The organism is Spirulina subsalsa PCC 9445 (genome assembly GCF_000314005.1).
GTDB lineage: Bacteria > Cyanobacteriota > Cyanobacteriia > Cyanobacteriales > Spirulinaceae > Spirulina_A > Spirulina_A subsalsa.
This window is the reverse complement of sequence record NZ_JH980292.1, coordinates 3,436,590-3,452,044: the sequence shown is the minus strand read 5'-3', so window position 1 is coordinate 3,452,044 and position 15,455 is coordinate 3,436,590. Positions and strand designations below refer to the sequence as shown.

Below are 15,455 nucleotides of genomic sequence, written 5' to 3'. Positions count from 1 at the left end.
GCGTTTCAATACCTCATAGGCATTATAGCTCATTTCAAGTCTTACGATGGGAGTTTCGGTGTGTTTGGTCAGGTTTCAATACCTCATAGGCATTATAGCTCATTTCAAGTCAACAGGGATGATTATTGCAGTATTTATTATTCAATGTTTCAATACCTCATAGGCATTATAGCTCATTTCAAGTTGAAACCTTTAGAATCGGTGTGGCTCTAGCGTTTGGTTTCAATACCTCATAGGCATTATAGCTCATTTCAAGTACGGTGGCGAAATTGCCAACACTGGCGGCCATAGGTTTCAATACCTCATAGGCATTATAGCTCATTTCAAGTCTGTTAAATCTGTTATGGCTTTCAAGAAAGTGTTTCAATACCTCATAGGCATTATAGCTCATTTCAAGGGTACAACTGAGCGAGTCCGTTCGGGGATTTTCCGGTTTCAATACCTCATAGGCATTATAGCTCATTTCAAGTGATATCTGAGGAGCAGGAGATTTTCCACCTCCTCGTTTCAATACCTCATAGGCATTATAGCTCATTTCAAGCTGAATTCACCCGGCACAGGATATTCAGGGACTGGTTTCAATACCTCATAGGCATTATAGCTCATTTCAAGTCCAAAGGGAATCCGCCAGGGCTGCCCGACATAGGAGTTTCAATACCTCATAGGCATTATAGCTCATTTCAAGGGGAACCAGTATGGGAAAACAAGGTATTCGGTAGAGAAGTTTCAATACCTCATAGGCATTATAGCTCATTTCAAGCGCAACCTCTCTTGCGGAGGGTTTGTCTATGTCTCAGTTTCAATACCTCATAGGCATTATAGCTCATTTCAAGAATCCGCCATCGATGCCAACGCTGCCAACCTCGCCGGTTTCAATACCTCATAGGCATTATAGCTCATTTCAAGCGTCGGACGAATAAATGATCCAATCATATTGATTGTTTCAATACCTCATAGGCATTATAGCTCATTTCAAGGCAGCTAGAAGATGATCTCTTGCCCGAATACACCGTTTCAATACCTCATAGGCATTATAGCTCATTTCAAGTTGGAGATGGTCAGATCGTAGTCAGGATCAATGTTTCAATACCTCATAGGCATTATAGCTCATTTCAAGGAAGCAAGGAAGAAGGAAGAATGAAAACATACGTTTCAATACCTCATAGGCATTATAGCTCATTTCAAGGGGACGGATTGGATTGTAATTCAAACACAGTTTCAAGTTTCAATACCTCATAGGCATTATAGCTCATTTCAAGGTTGCAATTGTTGCACTATTGCCACAAAATTTGTTGTTTCAATACCTCATAGGCATTATAGCTCATTTCAAGGCGGCAAGGAATGCACAGGTTAAGGCTGCACTCGTTTCAATACCTCATAGGCATTATAGCTCATTTCAAGTCTTCGTAGGGGAATTTTCGAGCCATTTCAAATTTTGTTTCAATACCTCATAGGCATTATAGCTCATTTCAAGATTGGATTTCCTTTAAATGGATATCCTTAAAGGGAAGTTTCAATACCTCATAGGCATTATAGCTCATTTCAAGAGATGCACCAGTAACGCCCCTTTGTATTTTCAACTCGTTTCAATACCTCATAGGCATTATAGCTCATTTCAAGGTTACAATCTCCGAAACCGACCCAGAGTTTTGCGTTTCAATACCTCATAGGCATTATAGCTCATTTCAAGAGGTAGGCACTGATTTTGATACCGTCGCTTAAAGTGTTTCAATACCTCATAGGCATTATAGCTCATTTCAAGTGTTGTTTTTGATGTCCTTTGAGTCCCCATGTGTTTCAATACCTCATAGGCATTATAGCTCATTTCAAGTTGACCAGCAACAACAACCAATCCTCACGACCAGCCGGTTTCAATACCTCATAGGCATTATAGCTCATTTCAAGAGCAGCTTGCTCAATCGGATAAAAAATTTGCTCAAAGTTTCAATACCTCATAGGCATTATAGCTCATTTCAAGAGCGGCACTCTGAAACCGTGACCTTGTGGGACTTTCCCGCCTCACTTGCGCGACACCCACAAAAAAACTATAACACAGCCAACGGAAAAAGACAAGAAACGGCTGAAACCCTTGCCCTGTAAGGTGCGCGACACCCTCCAACCCTGAACACACAGCAAAACCAGAGCCACCTTGAGTTACAGCCCTTTTCAAACACCCCCTCTCAAAAACACCTACCCCGTCGCGCAAAATCCCGGGAGAGACAAACAACTCAATCCGCTTCTCCCCCCACGACCACATTTCTAATCCGTAAACTTGGCCCCCCACAGCCTACCGCTAAACCACTTTGTCCCCCTTTGCCACATCCTCCCGACTCATCCCAATAAAAATCATCCCCAATGGCCTCAATATTAGCCAAGGTTTTAAACACATTGCCCGAAAGCGTAACATCCCGCACGGGTTCCGCTAATTCCCCATTGCGAATCATCCACGCTTCCCCGGCTGTAAAGGTGAACATTTCCCCATTCGTCATCCCCCCTAACCAGTTTTTGGCATACACCCCTTCCCGGATATCCGAATATAACTCCGCGACAGGAGTTTTACCCCGTTCAATCCAAGTGTTGGTCATGCGAACAATGGGGGGATAAAAATAATTTAAACAGCGTGCGTTACCTGTGGGTTTTTCCCCCAACTTTCCGGCCGTTTCCCGAGAATGCAAGCGTCCCACTAACACCCCATCCCGAATCAACTGGGTAGTTGTGGCTGGGGTGCCTTCGTCATCATAGAAATAACTGCCTCGATGTCCAGAAGGGGCTGCCCCGTCGTAGATTTGCAAGTCCGGGGGGCCAAAGCGCTTACCCATTGTCATGACTTCCAAGAGGTCGGGATTTTCGTAGGCCATATCGGCCTCGGAGAGGTGTCCAAAAGCCTCATGAACGAACAACCCAGTCAAAATGGGGTCAATAACCACTGGGTACACTTTGCCTCGTACAGGGGGCAGGGAGAGGGCAGAGACAGCCCGTTGTGCTGCCCCTTGTACTTGATGTTCTAAGTTCAGTAGGTCTTCGTAACCATTGCGGGATCCGGTGGTTTCTCGTCCGGTTTGTACTGTGTCTCCTTGTCGGGCTGTGGCTGAAAAGCGCATTTCCATGTCTGACCAAGATTGCTCCATCAGGGTGCCTTCGGAGGTGGCGAGGAGGATGGTTTGAGTGCTGTCACTGTAACGGACGGAAGTTGTGGTGATTTGGGGGTTGTAGTGGCGGAGGAGGTTGTTGTAGCGATCGCATAATTGTTTTTTGTCACTCAAGGGAACAAGACGGGGATCTGTTCCCATTAAGGGCAGTTTACAGTTAATTTGCACCGGGTCAATCGGGGCTAATAGGGTTTCTTCTTCCCCCACCAAATGAGCGGCACTAATGGCTTCTGAAACGCGCTCATCTAAGCTAGAAAGTTGATTAAAACTAGCAAAACCCCAGCCCCCTTTATGACAAGCCCGCACTTGCCCCCCCAAGGATACCCCTTCGCTCAACGTCTCCACATTTTCACCTCGTAATAAAATCTCCGTGCCTTGAGAGGATTCTAGACGAATGGCGAGAAAGTCTACCGTGTGGCGATAGCGAGCAATTAAATCCGTCAATAGCTCTTTCCGGTCGGTGAGTAGGTGGGACATGGTGAATTCAAAACCACAACAGGGCAACATTATCCTCTATTCCTCTAGGATACTGGAAGGAAAAGCCAAAAAACATTACAATGCCCGTTGGTGTCTAGAGGGCTTGCTGAATCACTGGGCTAGGGAATGGGGGAGCAGGGGAGAGGTAATAAGTAATAGGGAATAGGCAACCTTAACAAGTTAAGCTTGTGTGCATTTTGTCAAGTCCCATATATAGTGTCCAATAAATTGGACGACACTATTTGTAGGGTCTTCAATTTTGGACACAACCAGATTTTCCCTCCCCCCTGTTCCCTTGACTTCTAATCTTTGGGCATTAACTGCTCAAGATTACCTATCCCCTAACAAAACCCCATTGCTTGAGCGATCGCACCCACATTAGGGGCTACGCCGGATTTAATGGGATTGTTGCAGTTTTGAATGGCACAATCCGGGTCTTTTAAGCCATTCCCCGTCAACACACAAACCACCGTCGCCTCAGAGGGGACTTGTTCTTTCACCTTCAGTAATCCCGCCACCGAGGCCGCACTGGCGGGTTCACAAAATACCCCTTCTTGACTTGCCAATAAACGATAGGCCGCTAAAATTTCCTCGTCTGTCACCGCATTAAAAGCCCCTTGGGAGGCTTCTTGGGCGGCGATCGCTTTATCCCAACTCGCCGGATTGCCAATGCGGATGGCCGTGGCAATGGTTTTCGGATCCGCGATAGGATGCCCCTGAATAATCGGGGCGGATCCCGCCGCTTGAAACCCCATCATTTTGGGCAGTTTTTGACACTTGCCCACCTGATGATACTCACAAAACCCCATCCAATAGGCCGTAATGTTCCCCGCATTCCCCACGGGAATACAAAGCCAGTCGGGAGAGTCTCCCAAAACATCCACCACTTCAAAAGCCCCGGTTTTTTGCCCTTCTAATCGGAAAGGATTCACCGAATTCACCAAGGTTACAGGATACTCTTGAGCCATCGTGCGCACGGCGTTTAAACAGTCGTCGAAGTTGCCCTCAATGGCAATTACTTCCGCCCCATAAACTAAGGCCTGCGCCAATTTCCCCAAGGCCACATAACCATCGGGAATTACCACAAACGCCTTGAGTCCGGCGCGTCTGGCATAGGCCGCCGCCGCCGCCGAGGTGTTCCCGGTACTGGCGCAGATCACAGCCTGAGCGCCCGCTTCCTTGGCCTTCGAGATGGCCATAGTCATCCCCCGGTCTTTAAAGCTGCCTGTGGGGTTTAAGCCGTCATATTTCACATAGACTTTCACCCCCCGACCGATTTGTTGTGCGATCGCCGGAGTCGGAATCAGGGGGGTGTTCCCTTCCTGTAATGTCACCACCGGGGTATTTTCACTCACTGGCAAAAACGCCCGATACTCTTCAATCAAACCTCGCCATTGCCCTCGATTAGCCACTTGATCCGATGAATTTGTTGCAGAATAACTCAGAACCACAGTCCTTGAACCTTAAACATCAATTACAAGCTGGAAGAGAGCCTTAAGAGCGCCCTTCCAGCTTCTTTTTCCATTATTCCATTGAATGCGTGAACTCCCAGACTTCAACCCCAAGGGAATTGAAAACCGGGAGTTTCACCCCAACCTCATGGCTTAACGCGCTTTATTGGGAACAGCCGATTTTCGCGGCAAGGAATCCGACGAGTCCTCGCTATTCTGCTTTCCCAGTTTGCGTAACTGACTCCGCTTAATCGGTTTATTGGGGTCAACATTCGGCACATCCCAATCTGACTTTAACCAATTGGGGCAGGACTGGTCATAGACCATCTGTAAGGCGGCCGCGGCGATCGCTTGGGGATCATATTCCGCGCTCAATTCCTTAACCGTAGAGAGGAAGGAGGCCATCCGTTCCCCGGCTAACGTCTCTTGTACCTTACTTTGTAATTTATCCAAGCGATGGGCTTCCACATCGGAACGACTGGGGATTTTATCCACGGCCAAGGTTTGGCGCACCCGTCGTTCAATGCGACGTAACAGATAACGATCCATCGGCTGAATCAGGGAAATAGCGGTTCCGGTTTTCCCAGCCCGTCCTGTCCGTCCAATGCGGTGAATATAGGTTTCGGTGTTATCGGGTAAGTCGTAGTTAATCACATGGCTGAGGTCTTCCACATCTAACCCCCGCGCCGCGATATCCGTAGCCACCACTAAGCGCACTTGACCGGAACGGAAGCGTTGCACTAAGCGTTCCCGTTGGTTTTGGCTCAAGTCGCCGTGATATTCGTCTACGCTGTGGCCGGCATCTTGGAGTTTGCTGGTAATTTCGGCGGCACTGCGTTTCGTGCGCACAAAAATGATCCCAGATTCGGGATCTTCCATTTCCAAAATGGGCAGTAGGGCTTTAATTTTAGTCCAACTGCGAGGCACCATATAGATTTTCTGCTCAATGCGAGTCGGTGCGGCTTTGGGCTGAGAGACGGTGACTGTGACGGGAGATTTTAGGAACTGTTGGACTAATTCCCGAATGGCTCCGGGCATGGTAGCGGAAAAACAGCAAGTTTTCCGTTGTTCCGGCGTGGTTCGTAAAATTTTCTTCACATCGTCAATGAAGCCCATGCTTAACATTTCGTCGGCTTCATCGAGGACGACCCATTGTAATTGATCGAGATTTAACTCATTGCGATCCAGTAAATCAATCACCCGTCCCGGTGTTCCCACAACAATATGCACCCCCCGGCGGAGGCTGCGAATTTGCCGCTCGATGGATTGACCTCCACAAACGGTTAAAACTCGTAACTTCCGGTTGACCCAAAAATCTTCAATGGCCTGGGCGACTTGTTGTGCGAGTTCACGGGTCGGAGTCAAGATCAAGGCTTGCACCTCGGACCCTTGCAGATCAATCTGTTCAAGGATGGGTAAAGAATAAGCTGCGGTTTTACCTGTTCCTGTTTGGGATTGACCCACTACGTCGCGCCCCGCTAACAGTTGCGGGATCGCTTGCGTTTGAATCTCGGTGGGTTCACTGAAACCCATTGCTTCGAGATGTTCGACGCGCACATCAGACAGTCCCAGGCTTTTGAACGAAATTGTCATAGGTTACTTGTTGTTGCTTTCGTATAGTTTAGGAAAGTTAACGAATTTTGCAAATAGGGAAAAGGGCGGATTGTCAAGGGGACTCTCTAAATTTACCCCATTTTGTTAAGAAATCCTAAGCTTACTTCCCATTGTAGAAGGTTTCTTACTTTCTGTCCGTTAATCTTTCTTCTGGATGAGTTTGGGTGGGTAGGTAGGGCTTGTGGAGTCGGGAGTGGGGAGTGGGGAGTGGGGAGTCGGGAGTCGGGAGTCGGGAGTCGGGAATCGGCACTTTCCTAGGTCACGCTACGCGTTCGCGTAGCGTTGCGCAGCAAACGCGGAGCGTCACGAAGTGAACGACTTCGCTCAGTGGCCGGAGTCGGGGGGAGGGGGAGAGAGGGAGACAGAGAAGTTGATTACTATTCCCCATTCCCCATTACCTATTCCCCATTACCTATTCCCCATTACCTATTCCCTATTACCTATTCCCTATTACCTATTCCCTATTCCCTGTTCCCTGAAATAACCCCGTAGAGGTCGTAAACATCCGCATCCGTAATGTTTACAGGAACTAGACTGCCTAAATGGGCGGAACCTTGCACGTAGACTAAACCATCTACATCGGGGGCAAAGCGGGCTGAACGACCGATTAACTCCCCAGTGGCGGGGTTTTCTTGTTCAATTAAGACTTGTACGGTTTTCCCGACTTGGGCTTGGTTTTTGCGGGTGGCAATGGGTTGTTGTATCAACATCAGGCGATCGCGCCGTTCGTCCATAATCTCTTGATCGACCTGTTGGGGCAAGTTATAAGCCGGGGTGCCTTCTTCCGGTGAGAAGGTGAACACCCCCACATGATCAAATTCGTGACGTTGGACAAATTCTGCTAAATGCTCGAAGTGGTGATCTTGCTCTCCCGGAAAACCTACAATAAAGGTCGTCCGTAAGGTGGCATCAGGCAAAGCGGTTTTCAGTTGCTCGATGATTTCGTCATTCACTCGCCCTTGCCAAGGACGATTCATGGCGCGCAAAATCTCCGGGTGGGAATGTTGCAGGGGCAGGTCTAAGTACGGTAAAACGTTCGGGGTTTCCTGCATGGCGGCTAATACCGCCGGGGTGAGTCCTGTGGGATAGGCATAGTGCATCCGTATCCAAGGTACATCAACTCGACCTAATGCCCGCAACAGTTCGGCGAGTTTGGGTTCTCCATACAAATCTATACCGTAGTTGGTCGTAATTTGGGAGATTAAGACCAATTCCCGCACGCCCTGATCTGCTAACATCTGGGCTTCTTGGACGATGGATTCAATGGAGCGCGATCGCTGGTTCCCTCGCAAATGAGGAATAATACAAAAGGCACAACGGTAATTACAGCCCTCTGCTACCCGCAGATAAGCCACCCCCTCCGTTGTAGTGCGATAACGCGGCACCGTTTCATCGGCAATATACACCGGTTCGGCGGAGACTTCCTGCACCCGTTCCCCTTCTTCCACCCGTTGGATCACATCGACTATTTTGTGATAGTCCCCACTGCCTACCACGGCCACCGCTTCGGGGATTTCTGCTAACAGTTCTGCTTGAAAGTGCTGGGCCATACAGCCCGTAATGACAATTCTTTTATCGGCTTCTGCTAGTTCAACTAAGGTGCGGACTGATTCTTCCCGTGCGGCTTGGATAAAGCTACAAGTGTTAACGATTACATAATCAGCCGTTTCTTCGTTGGAGTCCACACCATAGCCCGCTTCCACTAGCAGACCGATCATGTGTTCTGAATCAACTCGGTTTTTTTCACAGCCCAAGTGCGAGAGCGCAATGGTTGGCTTGTTGCCCATGCTTTCCATTCTTTTGGATGTCGGACTCCCCATTGTAACACAAGGGGAGGAGAATGGCAAGGAAAAAGTTAGAGGATGGGCAACCTTGACCCGTCAACATCCGAAGAAGGTCAAAACTAAAGGATGGGGGGTGGGGCAATCTGCCCGACTGTTCGATGAACTCCCCCCCATCCTCAAATTAGGTAATAGGTAATGGGTAGTATAGCGTTTCCAGTCCCCAATAGTCTACTTTTTTAGAGAATCTCTTCCCCTTCCCGATTCAAGGCCGACAAGTCAAGGGAATGGGGAATAGTAATCAACTTCTCTCCCGCGCTCCACTTTCAACAAGGCCTAAAATTCAGTGCTTGAAGAGTGGGAGCGCCATGCTCGTTGAGGGGACAATATAACACACTTACCGCCCCCCCTTGGAGTTGAATCCGCCAGAGTTGTTCTGGGGGTAACTGAATGACCTGTGCCAGAAACTGCCGAATGAGAGAATCTCGTGCTACGACTAAACCTGTCACTAAAGACGGATGATCCGGATGGGGGGAAAAAGCGTGACGAGTTTGTAACGTGCGCTGCCACACTTGGGGAAAATCCTCCCGCATCACCTGTAACTGGAGCGTTGTGGGATGATAACGCAAGAGATGATCCGTCAGTTGATCGGACTCTAAGAGATCCCCCGTCAGACTAAAATGAATGGGAATCGTTTGTAACCATTGGGACAGACGTTCGCATTGAATGATATCTGTATTTACCCCAGACGGCACTAACAATAAGCGTAAACCCTCCTGTCCACTCTTCAACCGGGGCAGCGTTTGCCCTAAATGGCTGGTTAGATTAAGGGTTTCCAGTTGGCCGAATGGGGGAATCTCTTGTTCTAATTGATGAGAACAGAGAGCAAAATTTAGTACAGTAATCCCACAATTCCCTTGTTGCAGGCGATGATAGTGTTGAGGGGCTAAACCTAAAGCGGTACTAATTAAAGCCCGGATGGTGCTTCGGTGGGTGACTAACAAAATCGTTTTTCCCACATTTTGGGGTAAGATTTCCCGCCAGAATTGACGCGCTTGGTTATACAGTTCTAAAACGGGATAAAAAAGGGGGGAAGTAGCCCCATCACCCCCTAAAGGAGGGAGTAGGGAAACCCTTTCCGGGGTGGGCATTTGCAACTGTTGGGGATCTTGTCGCCAAATGCGATACTCTTGGGCAAATTGTTCCTGTACCACGCGATAGGATAACCCCTGCCAAGTGGGGAGATGAATCTCCCGTAAGGATTCAGTAATCTGGAAATGAGGGGGATGGGAACGGAAGCTTTGCCAAATTACCTCGGCGGTTTGTTGGGCTTGGGGTAAGGGACTGCTATAAATAGTGGTGGGGGTGAGGCGTTGTAGGGCGAGTCCGGTTTGTTGGGCTTCCCAATGCCCTTGTTCCGTTAGTTGTGAATGGGGGGATTGTCCTTGAAATTTCTCCTGTTGATTGTAGGTACTCTGTCCATAGCGAACTAAAATAACTCGTGTTTGATGACTGGGCATAGAAGTTGAATCAAAAAATCAGAATTGAGGTCAGAATAAGGATGTGTTTTCCCGATCTATTGCTGGTTGCTATTTCTCACTATGGCATAAAGGGGGATCCTTGAGTTCAAGAGCAAAGTTGTCTCAAGGGGAGGATAAACCCTTTAAGATCATACCCTTTCTCCTGTTCTTCTGTGTTTGAACTTCTGTCAGTTGTAGTCCCCCTGAAGGTTTTCTGACTGGCTATCTGAACCCCTGTAAGGTGTAATCCCGATGAGCTTTTTCCGACTTGAACCCACTCCGGCAGTGAATAAAATCTTGGTGGTGGATGATTCCCCGGATAATTTGTTTTTGATTCAAAGTATTTTAGAGGAGGAGGGGTATGAGAGTGAGTTGGCGGAAAATGGACAGGATGCGATCGCCCTGATTGAAGAAAACCCCCCAGATTTGGTTTTATTAGACGTGATGATGCCCGGAATGGACGGGTTTGAGGTGACGCGAAGGATTCGAGAAAACCCCCATCTTTCCTATATTCCGATTCTCTTAATTACGGCTTATGATCAAGCTAGTGTCGTGCAGGGATTGGACAGTGGGGCGGATGATTTTATCCGCAAACCCGTTGAAATTGAGGAATTGTTAGCGCGGGTGCGATCGCTTTTGCGCTTAAAACAGAGTGTCGATGAACGAGATGCGATCGCACGGCAACGAGAAGACTTTGTTTCCCGACTCACCCACGATCTCCGCACCCCCCTAGTCGCGGCCGATCGGATGTTAGATTTATTTCAACAAGGCGCTTTCGGGGATCTTCCTTCAGAAATGCAGGAAGCCGTATCTATTATGATTCGTAGTAATCAGAATTTACTCGCCCTCGTCAATACTTTACTAGATGTCTATCGCTATGAAGCCGGCCGCAAACGGTTAAATATTACCCCCCTTCATCTCCCCCAAATTATCCTAGAAGTGATCGAAGAACTCACCCCACTGGCCACAGAAAAAGGGTTATCTCTTAGTTATCACCCCACAACAGAAACCTTTCCCACCGTCTCAGGAGATGCCTTAGAATTGCGTCGGGTTTTAATCAATATTATCGGCAATGCCATTAAATTCACCGATCAAGGGGGCGTGAAAATTGCCCTACACCACACCCCCCAACACGTGAAAATAGCCGTCCAAGACACCGGACAAGGAATTAGTCCCGACGAGCAAAAAAACCTCTTTCAACGCTTCCGACAAGGCGACCACACCCGCGCTGGCAGTGGGTTAGGATTACACCTGTCACAGTGTATTATTGCCGCCCATCATGGACACATTACCGTAGATTCTGAACCCGGAAAAGGGAGTACCTTTACCATCACCCTAACCCTTTAACGTTAAGCCGCCAATTTCGCAAAAATCCCCACACACTTAACCCCAATAAACCTAACCAAAAACTCGGTTCTGGGACTTTATTTGGGTTAGGATTAACTATCTCCCCATCCCCCGGTTCAGGATTCGGTTCTGCGGGAGTAAAGGGGTTTAACAGCACAATTTGCGGCATTTTTAACGGCCCTTCTGCGAGGGCGACAATTTGCCCTTGATTATTAATTGCACGCAGTTGTAGAATGTTATAATTGCCTTCCATCGGCATATTATATCCCCGATTCACTACGGCATTATTCACCATAGCCAGAGTCATTAACTCCCCATTATCCCACAGCCCAAAACTCCCCACCACCTGACCGAAATCATTCACCCCAAAGGCTTTTCCTTGCCCTAAATTCAGCCAGCTATTATCTTGACTATTCCATAAGTAAGCTGTGCTATTTTCTGGGGTATTATAGCCCCACCCACCCGAAAACGGGAGAATATTATTCCCCAGATTAAACGTCACTAAACCGTGATTATTAATATCTGTCGCTAACCCTGCGCCGATTAATTGGGGCATTGCCCCACTTCCTGCGCTAAAATACGCTTGGGCTGGATTGGGCATCGGTAAACCATTAAAAATCCCCTGACCTTGGCTATTTACCGCCAAAGTATCCCCATAATTAATCTGTTCACAGTTGCGGACAAAAGGCCCCCCATAGTAATTGCAACTACCATAAAGTTTGAGGTCTACCTTTCCCGTTTCATCAATTTGGAAAATCAGGCTTTCATTATAGAGATTGTCTCCATACCCGATCCTCATTTCAGTTGGGAAGATTCCCAAAACGGACATTGAGTAAAATGTAGCGGCAATCGCACCAGTACCCCAACCCCAAACCAGACAGCCACTGGTTAACACTAACAACGAACGTTTACCTAACATCATACAATTCCCCCTTGAGTATCAAGAGAAAGGCTAGGCATTGATAGGAATGTGAGAGTGAGTCACATTAGAGTTAGATATACCCCATTAATTCCCTCTGTTGCAAACACAGAGAGTTTAAGTAGAGTGAGTATTGTTCCAATCAGAACCTAGCCTATATTACCGTAGTGAACCCAGAAAACCTAACAGAATTTTCTCAGTCCATATACTTTGATCCTAAACTAATTCTCTGACCATAAAATTATCTCAATGGGCTGAAATATTTACCCGGCAAAGGTTTGAAGCAAAATGTAAAAAAATAATAAGTTTTTTTCTCATAAAACCCTTGTTCCTCACCCCAGAGGGGGACAAGATCAAAATACCGTCCCATCACTCTCTAAGGTAAGCGGGGGAATGCCTTGCCGTAACTGTGCCGCTATCCGTCGTCCTGCCGTCCAAGTCCCCCCTTGCAATACCTTCACTAGCGGCAATTCTGCGGCCGTTAATTGTAATTTTTCTCGCATTTTTTCAGCAATTTTATCTAACAAAATAACCGTTAAAGCACGCCATTCTACAATCACTTCTGAACGGGGAACATGGGGGATTTTTAATATTTTCGGTTGTTTGACTTGTAATAATTTCAAATCAATACAAAGTCCCCCATTCCGATACTCAGCGAGTCCCGTGAGTTGGTCTAAGTCCTTAATTTTTAGCCCCACCCCTTCTAAAGGTTCTAATAACGAGTAAGTTAACCACTGACTCAATTTATGAAACGGCACAAAATGATCATCAGGAATGGCGGAATGTTGCCACACATCCCCCAAGTTTACCCCCTCTAGGGTAAAGCGTCCTGGCCAAATTTCACCCAGTCCTTGAATGATGGTATTGAACACCGTCACCGCGCTTAATTGTCCCCCTTTCTCCTGTTGACTCAGCCAATAATCGACCAAATTTCCTAAACGGGGGCAATCCTTCCCAAACAATTCCGGCGACTTTCTCATCACGTTTCCTAGTTTTTGCAACAAATTTAGTCGCCCTTCTAGCCCCACTAAGGAATTCTCTGAACTAACTTGAAACTGTTCTCGAAGTTCCTCTAGCGTCAACCCTTCTAATCCTAACCCATCGGTTTGGAACGGGGAGTTTTTATCACTGGAAAACGCCCCAGAACAAAACATCCTGAAACTAGCCACGGCTAATCCTTCAGAACGCTGAAACATTTGCCCAGTTTGGAGTTCAAAATACTGCCATTTCTCCCCTGCACCTGCATCTAGTAACACACTCACAATCACCAAATCGACTAAAACTTTAGCTTGTTCTAAGGGGGAAAGGGTTTGAGTCACGGCTTTTAATTCAGCTAAACGGGAATAATTTCCCACTTCAAAATGTCGCCAACGACTATGAAAAGGAATGTTCAAATCAGGGTAGGTTTCTTGGGTAATTTTTAGCACATAGTCTGTGACGGCATCCAGTTGAGTTAAGTCACAAAAAAAGTGATTTAGTTCATTTTGGCAAGCCTTTTGAAACAAAATGTCACATCTTTGACGAATGGCGAGGGGAGTTTGTAAATATAAGGGGGGTAGGGTCATGATGGGCTGATTCTGAGGGTACAATTAAGCCAAAGTAGCTATTTTAGGCGATTTGCGTTCCGAGACGCTACGGAATGATGCCAGTCTCTAGATTAGATTGCGATCGCCAAATCAGGGAGTATCGAAAACTCAGTAACATTCTATTCTAGGCAGCCTGTGTTATTTAACTCCTACATTTTTATTTTCGCCTTTCTCCCCCTCACCCTCCTCGTCTATTTCTCCTTAACCCGCCTACACTATCTTAGGGTAGCCTTAGTTTGGATGGCCCTAGCTTCCTTATTCTTTTACGGGTACTGGAATCCCCCCTATTTGCTGCTGTTGCTGGTTTCCATTACCTTAAACTATACCCTAGGCCGTGGGATTGCCTCACGCCCCCTCAAAAGTCCCAAGTCTAAATTCTTCCTGATCCTCGGCATTACCCTAAATTTAGCTCTCATTGGCTATTATAAATACGCCGCCTTTTTCGTCCGTTCTTTAAATACCCTATTTAATCAAACTTGGCAAAATCCCGAGATTTTTCTCCCCCTTGCCATCTCCTTCTACACCTTTACTCAAATTGCTTATTTAGTCGATGCCTACCGAGGAGAAACAAAAAACTCCCGTTATGAGTTTATCACCTATACCCTCTTTGTCTCCTTTTATCCTCAATTAATCGCTGGCCCCATTCTCCGTCATGATGAACTCATTCCCCAACTCCGTCAACCGCGAAACTTCATCTTTTCTCAGCAAAATTTCGCCCAAGGTTTAACCTTATTTATCCTTGGTTTAGCGAAAAAAGTTCTAATTGCCGATAACTTATCCCCTTGGGTTGAACCTGTTTTTAGTCATGCTGATTCTGTCACCTTCCTAGAATCATGGGTAGGTGCATTAAGCTATACCTTTCAACTCTATTTTGACTTTTCCGGTTATTCTGACATGGCCATTGGTTTAGGTTGGATGGTGAATATTAACCTACCCATTAACTTTAACTCCCCCTATAAAGCCCGTTCAATTATTGACTTTTGGCGGCGTTGGCACATGACACTATCTGCTTTTTTACGGGACTATCTCTATATCCCCCTCGGAGGAAGTCGCCAAGGAGAAATCCGCCGTATCCTGAACTTAATGCTCACCATGTTATTAGGTGGACTCTGGCACGGTGCCGGATGGACTTATGTGATTTGGGGGGGACTTCATGGCTTATTTTTAGGCATTAATCACGCTTGGCGAAAATGGGGAATTCCTCTCCCTCAATTCCTTGGTGTTCTCCTCACCTTTTTAGCGGTAGTCGCGAGTTGGGTTTTATTTCGTGCCGCTAGTTTCCCCGATAGTTTAGCCCTTTTACAGTCCATGCTAGGCATCAAAGGAGTCGTTTTACACGCCGCACATCAGCCATTTTTAGGATGGTTAACTCCCCTAGGTGTTCAATTTAAAAATAGTGCCGACTTTGCCTATTTACCCCCATTACTCATTAATCAAACCCTGATAATTTTAGCCGGATGTGCCTGGCTCGTCTTTGCCGTTCCTAATACACAACAAATGGTTACAAAATTTACCCCTAGTTGGGGTTGGACACTGTGGATTGTCTTCTTAAGTGTAGCCTGTTTTATTTCCCTGAATCAAGTCTCAGAATTTCTCTATTTTCAGTTCTAA

General features: G+C 46.9%; 10 protein-coding genes and 1 CRISPR repeat array (1 of these 11 only partly in view). Of the genes, 3 read left to right on the top strand and 7 right to left on the bottom strand.

Annotated elements, in window-relative coordinates:
• Positions 1-1,978: direct repeats of the CRISPR family, unit length 37 nt; unit sequence GTTTCAATACCTCATAGGCATTATAGCTCATTTCAAG (it extends 513 nt beyond the left edge of the window).
• A 250-nt stretch (positions 1,979-2,228) separates the two neighbouring features.
• The 4 genes from SPI9445_RS0115660 to rimO all read right to left on the bottom strand — a co-directional run bounded on the left by SPI9445_RS0115660 (position 2,229) and on the right by rimO (position 8,478).
• Positions 2,229-3,626 carry a TldD/PmbA family protein gene (locus SPI9445_RS0115660; protein ID WP_026079839.1) on the bottom strand — a complete coding sequence of 466 codons (1,398 nt, stop codon included), beginning with the start codon at positions 3,624-3,626 and terminating at the stop codon, positions 2,229-2,231.
• Between the two features lie 341 nt (positions 3,627-3,967).
• Positions 3,968-5,077 (bottom strand): threonine synthase, encoded by a 1,110-nt coding sequence (thrC, locus tag SPI9445_RS0115655; protein WP_086010356.1) that lies wholly within the window; start codon positions 5,075-5,077, stop codon positions 3,968-3,970.
• A gap of 153 nt (positions 5,078-5,230) precedes the next feature.
• Positions 5,231-6,670, bottom strand: coding sequence for a DEAD/DEAH box helicase (locus tag SPI9445_RS0115650; RefSeq protein WP_017305715.1), 1,440 nt, complete (start codon positions 6,668-6,670; stop codon positions 5,231-5,233).
• A gap of 482 nt (positions 6,671-7,152) precedes the next feature.
• Complete coding sequence (gene rimO / locus SPI9445_RS0115645; RefSeq protein ID WP_017305714.1) at positions 7,153-8,478, bottom strand: 30S ribosomal protein S12 methylthiotransferase RimO; 1,326 nt, start codon at positions 8,476-8,478, stop codon at positions 7,153-7,155.
• On the opposite strand from rimO, the gene SPI9445_RS0115640 reads away from it, so the two are divergent.
• Positions 8,477-8,671: a hypothetical protein gene (locus SPI9445_RS0115640; RefSeq protein WP_017305713.1), complete on the top strand. Its 195-nt coding sequence runs from the start codon at positions 8,477-8,479 to the stop codon at positions 8,669-8,671. The genes rimO and SPI9445_RS0115640 overlap by 2 nt on opposite strands.
• A 127-nt stretch (positions 8,672-8,798) precedes the next feature.
• On the opposite strand, the gene SPI9445_RS25825 is transcribed toward SPI9445_RS0115640, so the two are convergent.
• Positions 8,799-9,992 (bottom strand): histidine phosphatase family protein, encoded by a 1,194-nt coding sequence (locus SPI9445_RS25825; protein ID WP_017305712.1) that lies wholly within the window; start codon positions 9,990-9,992, stop codon positions 8,799-8,801.
• A 252-nt stretch (positions 9,993-10,244) separates the two neighbouring features.
• Here SPI9445_RS25825 and SPI9445_RS0115630 point away from each other — a divergent pair, with 252 nt between their 5' ends.
• Positions 10,245-11,339 carry a hybrid sensor histidine kinase/response regulator gene (locus SPI9445_RS0115630; RefSeq protein WP_017305711.1) on the top strand — a complete coding sequence of 365 codons (1,095 nt, stop codon included), beginning with the start codon at positions 10,245-10,247 and terminating at the stop codon, positions 11,337-11,339.
• Here SPI9445_RS0115630 and SPI9445_RS0115625 read toward each other — a convergent pair.
• Positions 11,323-12,261 (bottom strand): hypothetical protein, encoded by a 939-nt coding sequence (locus SPI9445_RS0115625; RefSeq protein ID WP_164674533.1) that lies wholly within the window; start codon positions 12,259-12,261, stop codon positions 11,323-11,325. The genes SPI9445_RS0115630 and SPI9445_RS0115625 overlap by 17 nt on opposite strands.
• Before the next feature lie 350 nt (positions 12,262-12,611).
• Positions 12,612-13,823: a URC4/urg3 family protein gene (locus tag SPI9445_RS0115620; protein WP_017305709.1), complete on the bottom strand. Its 1,212-nt coding sequence runs from the start codon at positions 13,821-13,823 to the stop codon at positions 12,612-12,614.
• A 156-nt stretch (positions 13,824-13,979) separates the two neighbouring features.
• Here SPI9445_RS0115620 and SPI9445_RS0115615 point away from each other — a divergent pair, with 156 nt between their 5' ends.
• A complete protein-coding gene (locus SPI9445_RS0115615) occupies positions 13,980-15,455 on the top strand; it encodes an MBOAT family O-acyltransferase (protein WP_017305708.1) in 1,476 nt (491 codons plus the stop codon).

Coding starts and splice junctions, on each gene's coding strand:
- SPI9445_RS0115650 (WP_017305715.1), bottom strand. CDS start 6,670: ATGACAATTTCGTTCAAAAGCCTGGGACTGTCTGATGTGCGCGTCGAA.
- rimO (WP_017305714.1), bottom strand. CDS start 8,478: ATGGGCAACAAGCCAACCATTGCGCTCTCGCACTTGGGCTGTGAAAAA.
- SPI9445_RS0115660 (WP_026079839.1), bottom strand. CDS start 3,626: ATGTCCCACCTACTCACCGACCGGAAAGAGCTATTGACGGATTTAATT.
- SPI9445_RS0115630 (WP_017305711.1), top strand. CDS start 10,245: ATGAGCTTTTTCCGACTTGAACCCACTCCGGCAGTGAATAAAATCTTG.
- SPI9445_RS0115640 (WP_017305713.1), top strand. CDS start 8,477: ATGCTTTCCATTCTTTTGGATGTCGGACTCCCCATTGTAACACAAGGG.
- SPI9445_RS0115620 (WP_017305709.1), bottom strand. CDS start 13,823: ATGACCCTACCCCCCTTATATTTACAAACTCCCCTCGCCATTCGTCAA.
- SPI9445_RS25825 (WP_017305712.1), bottom strand. CDS start 9,992: ATGCCCAGTCATCAAACACGAGTTATTTTAGTTCGCTATGGACAGAGT.
- SPI9445_RS0115625 (WP_164674533.1), bottom strand. CDS start 12,261: ATGATGTTAGGTAAACGTTCGTTGTTAGTGTTAACCAGTGGCTGTCTG.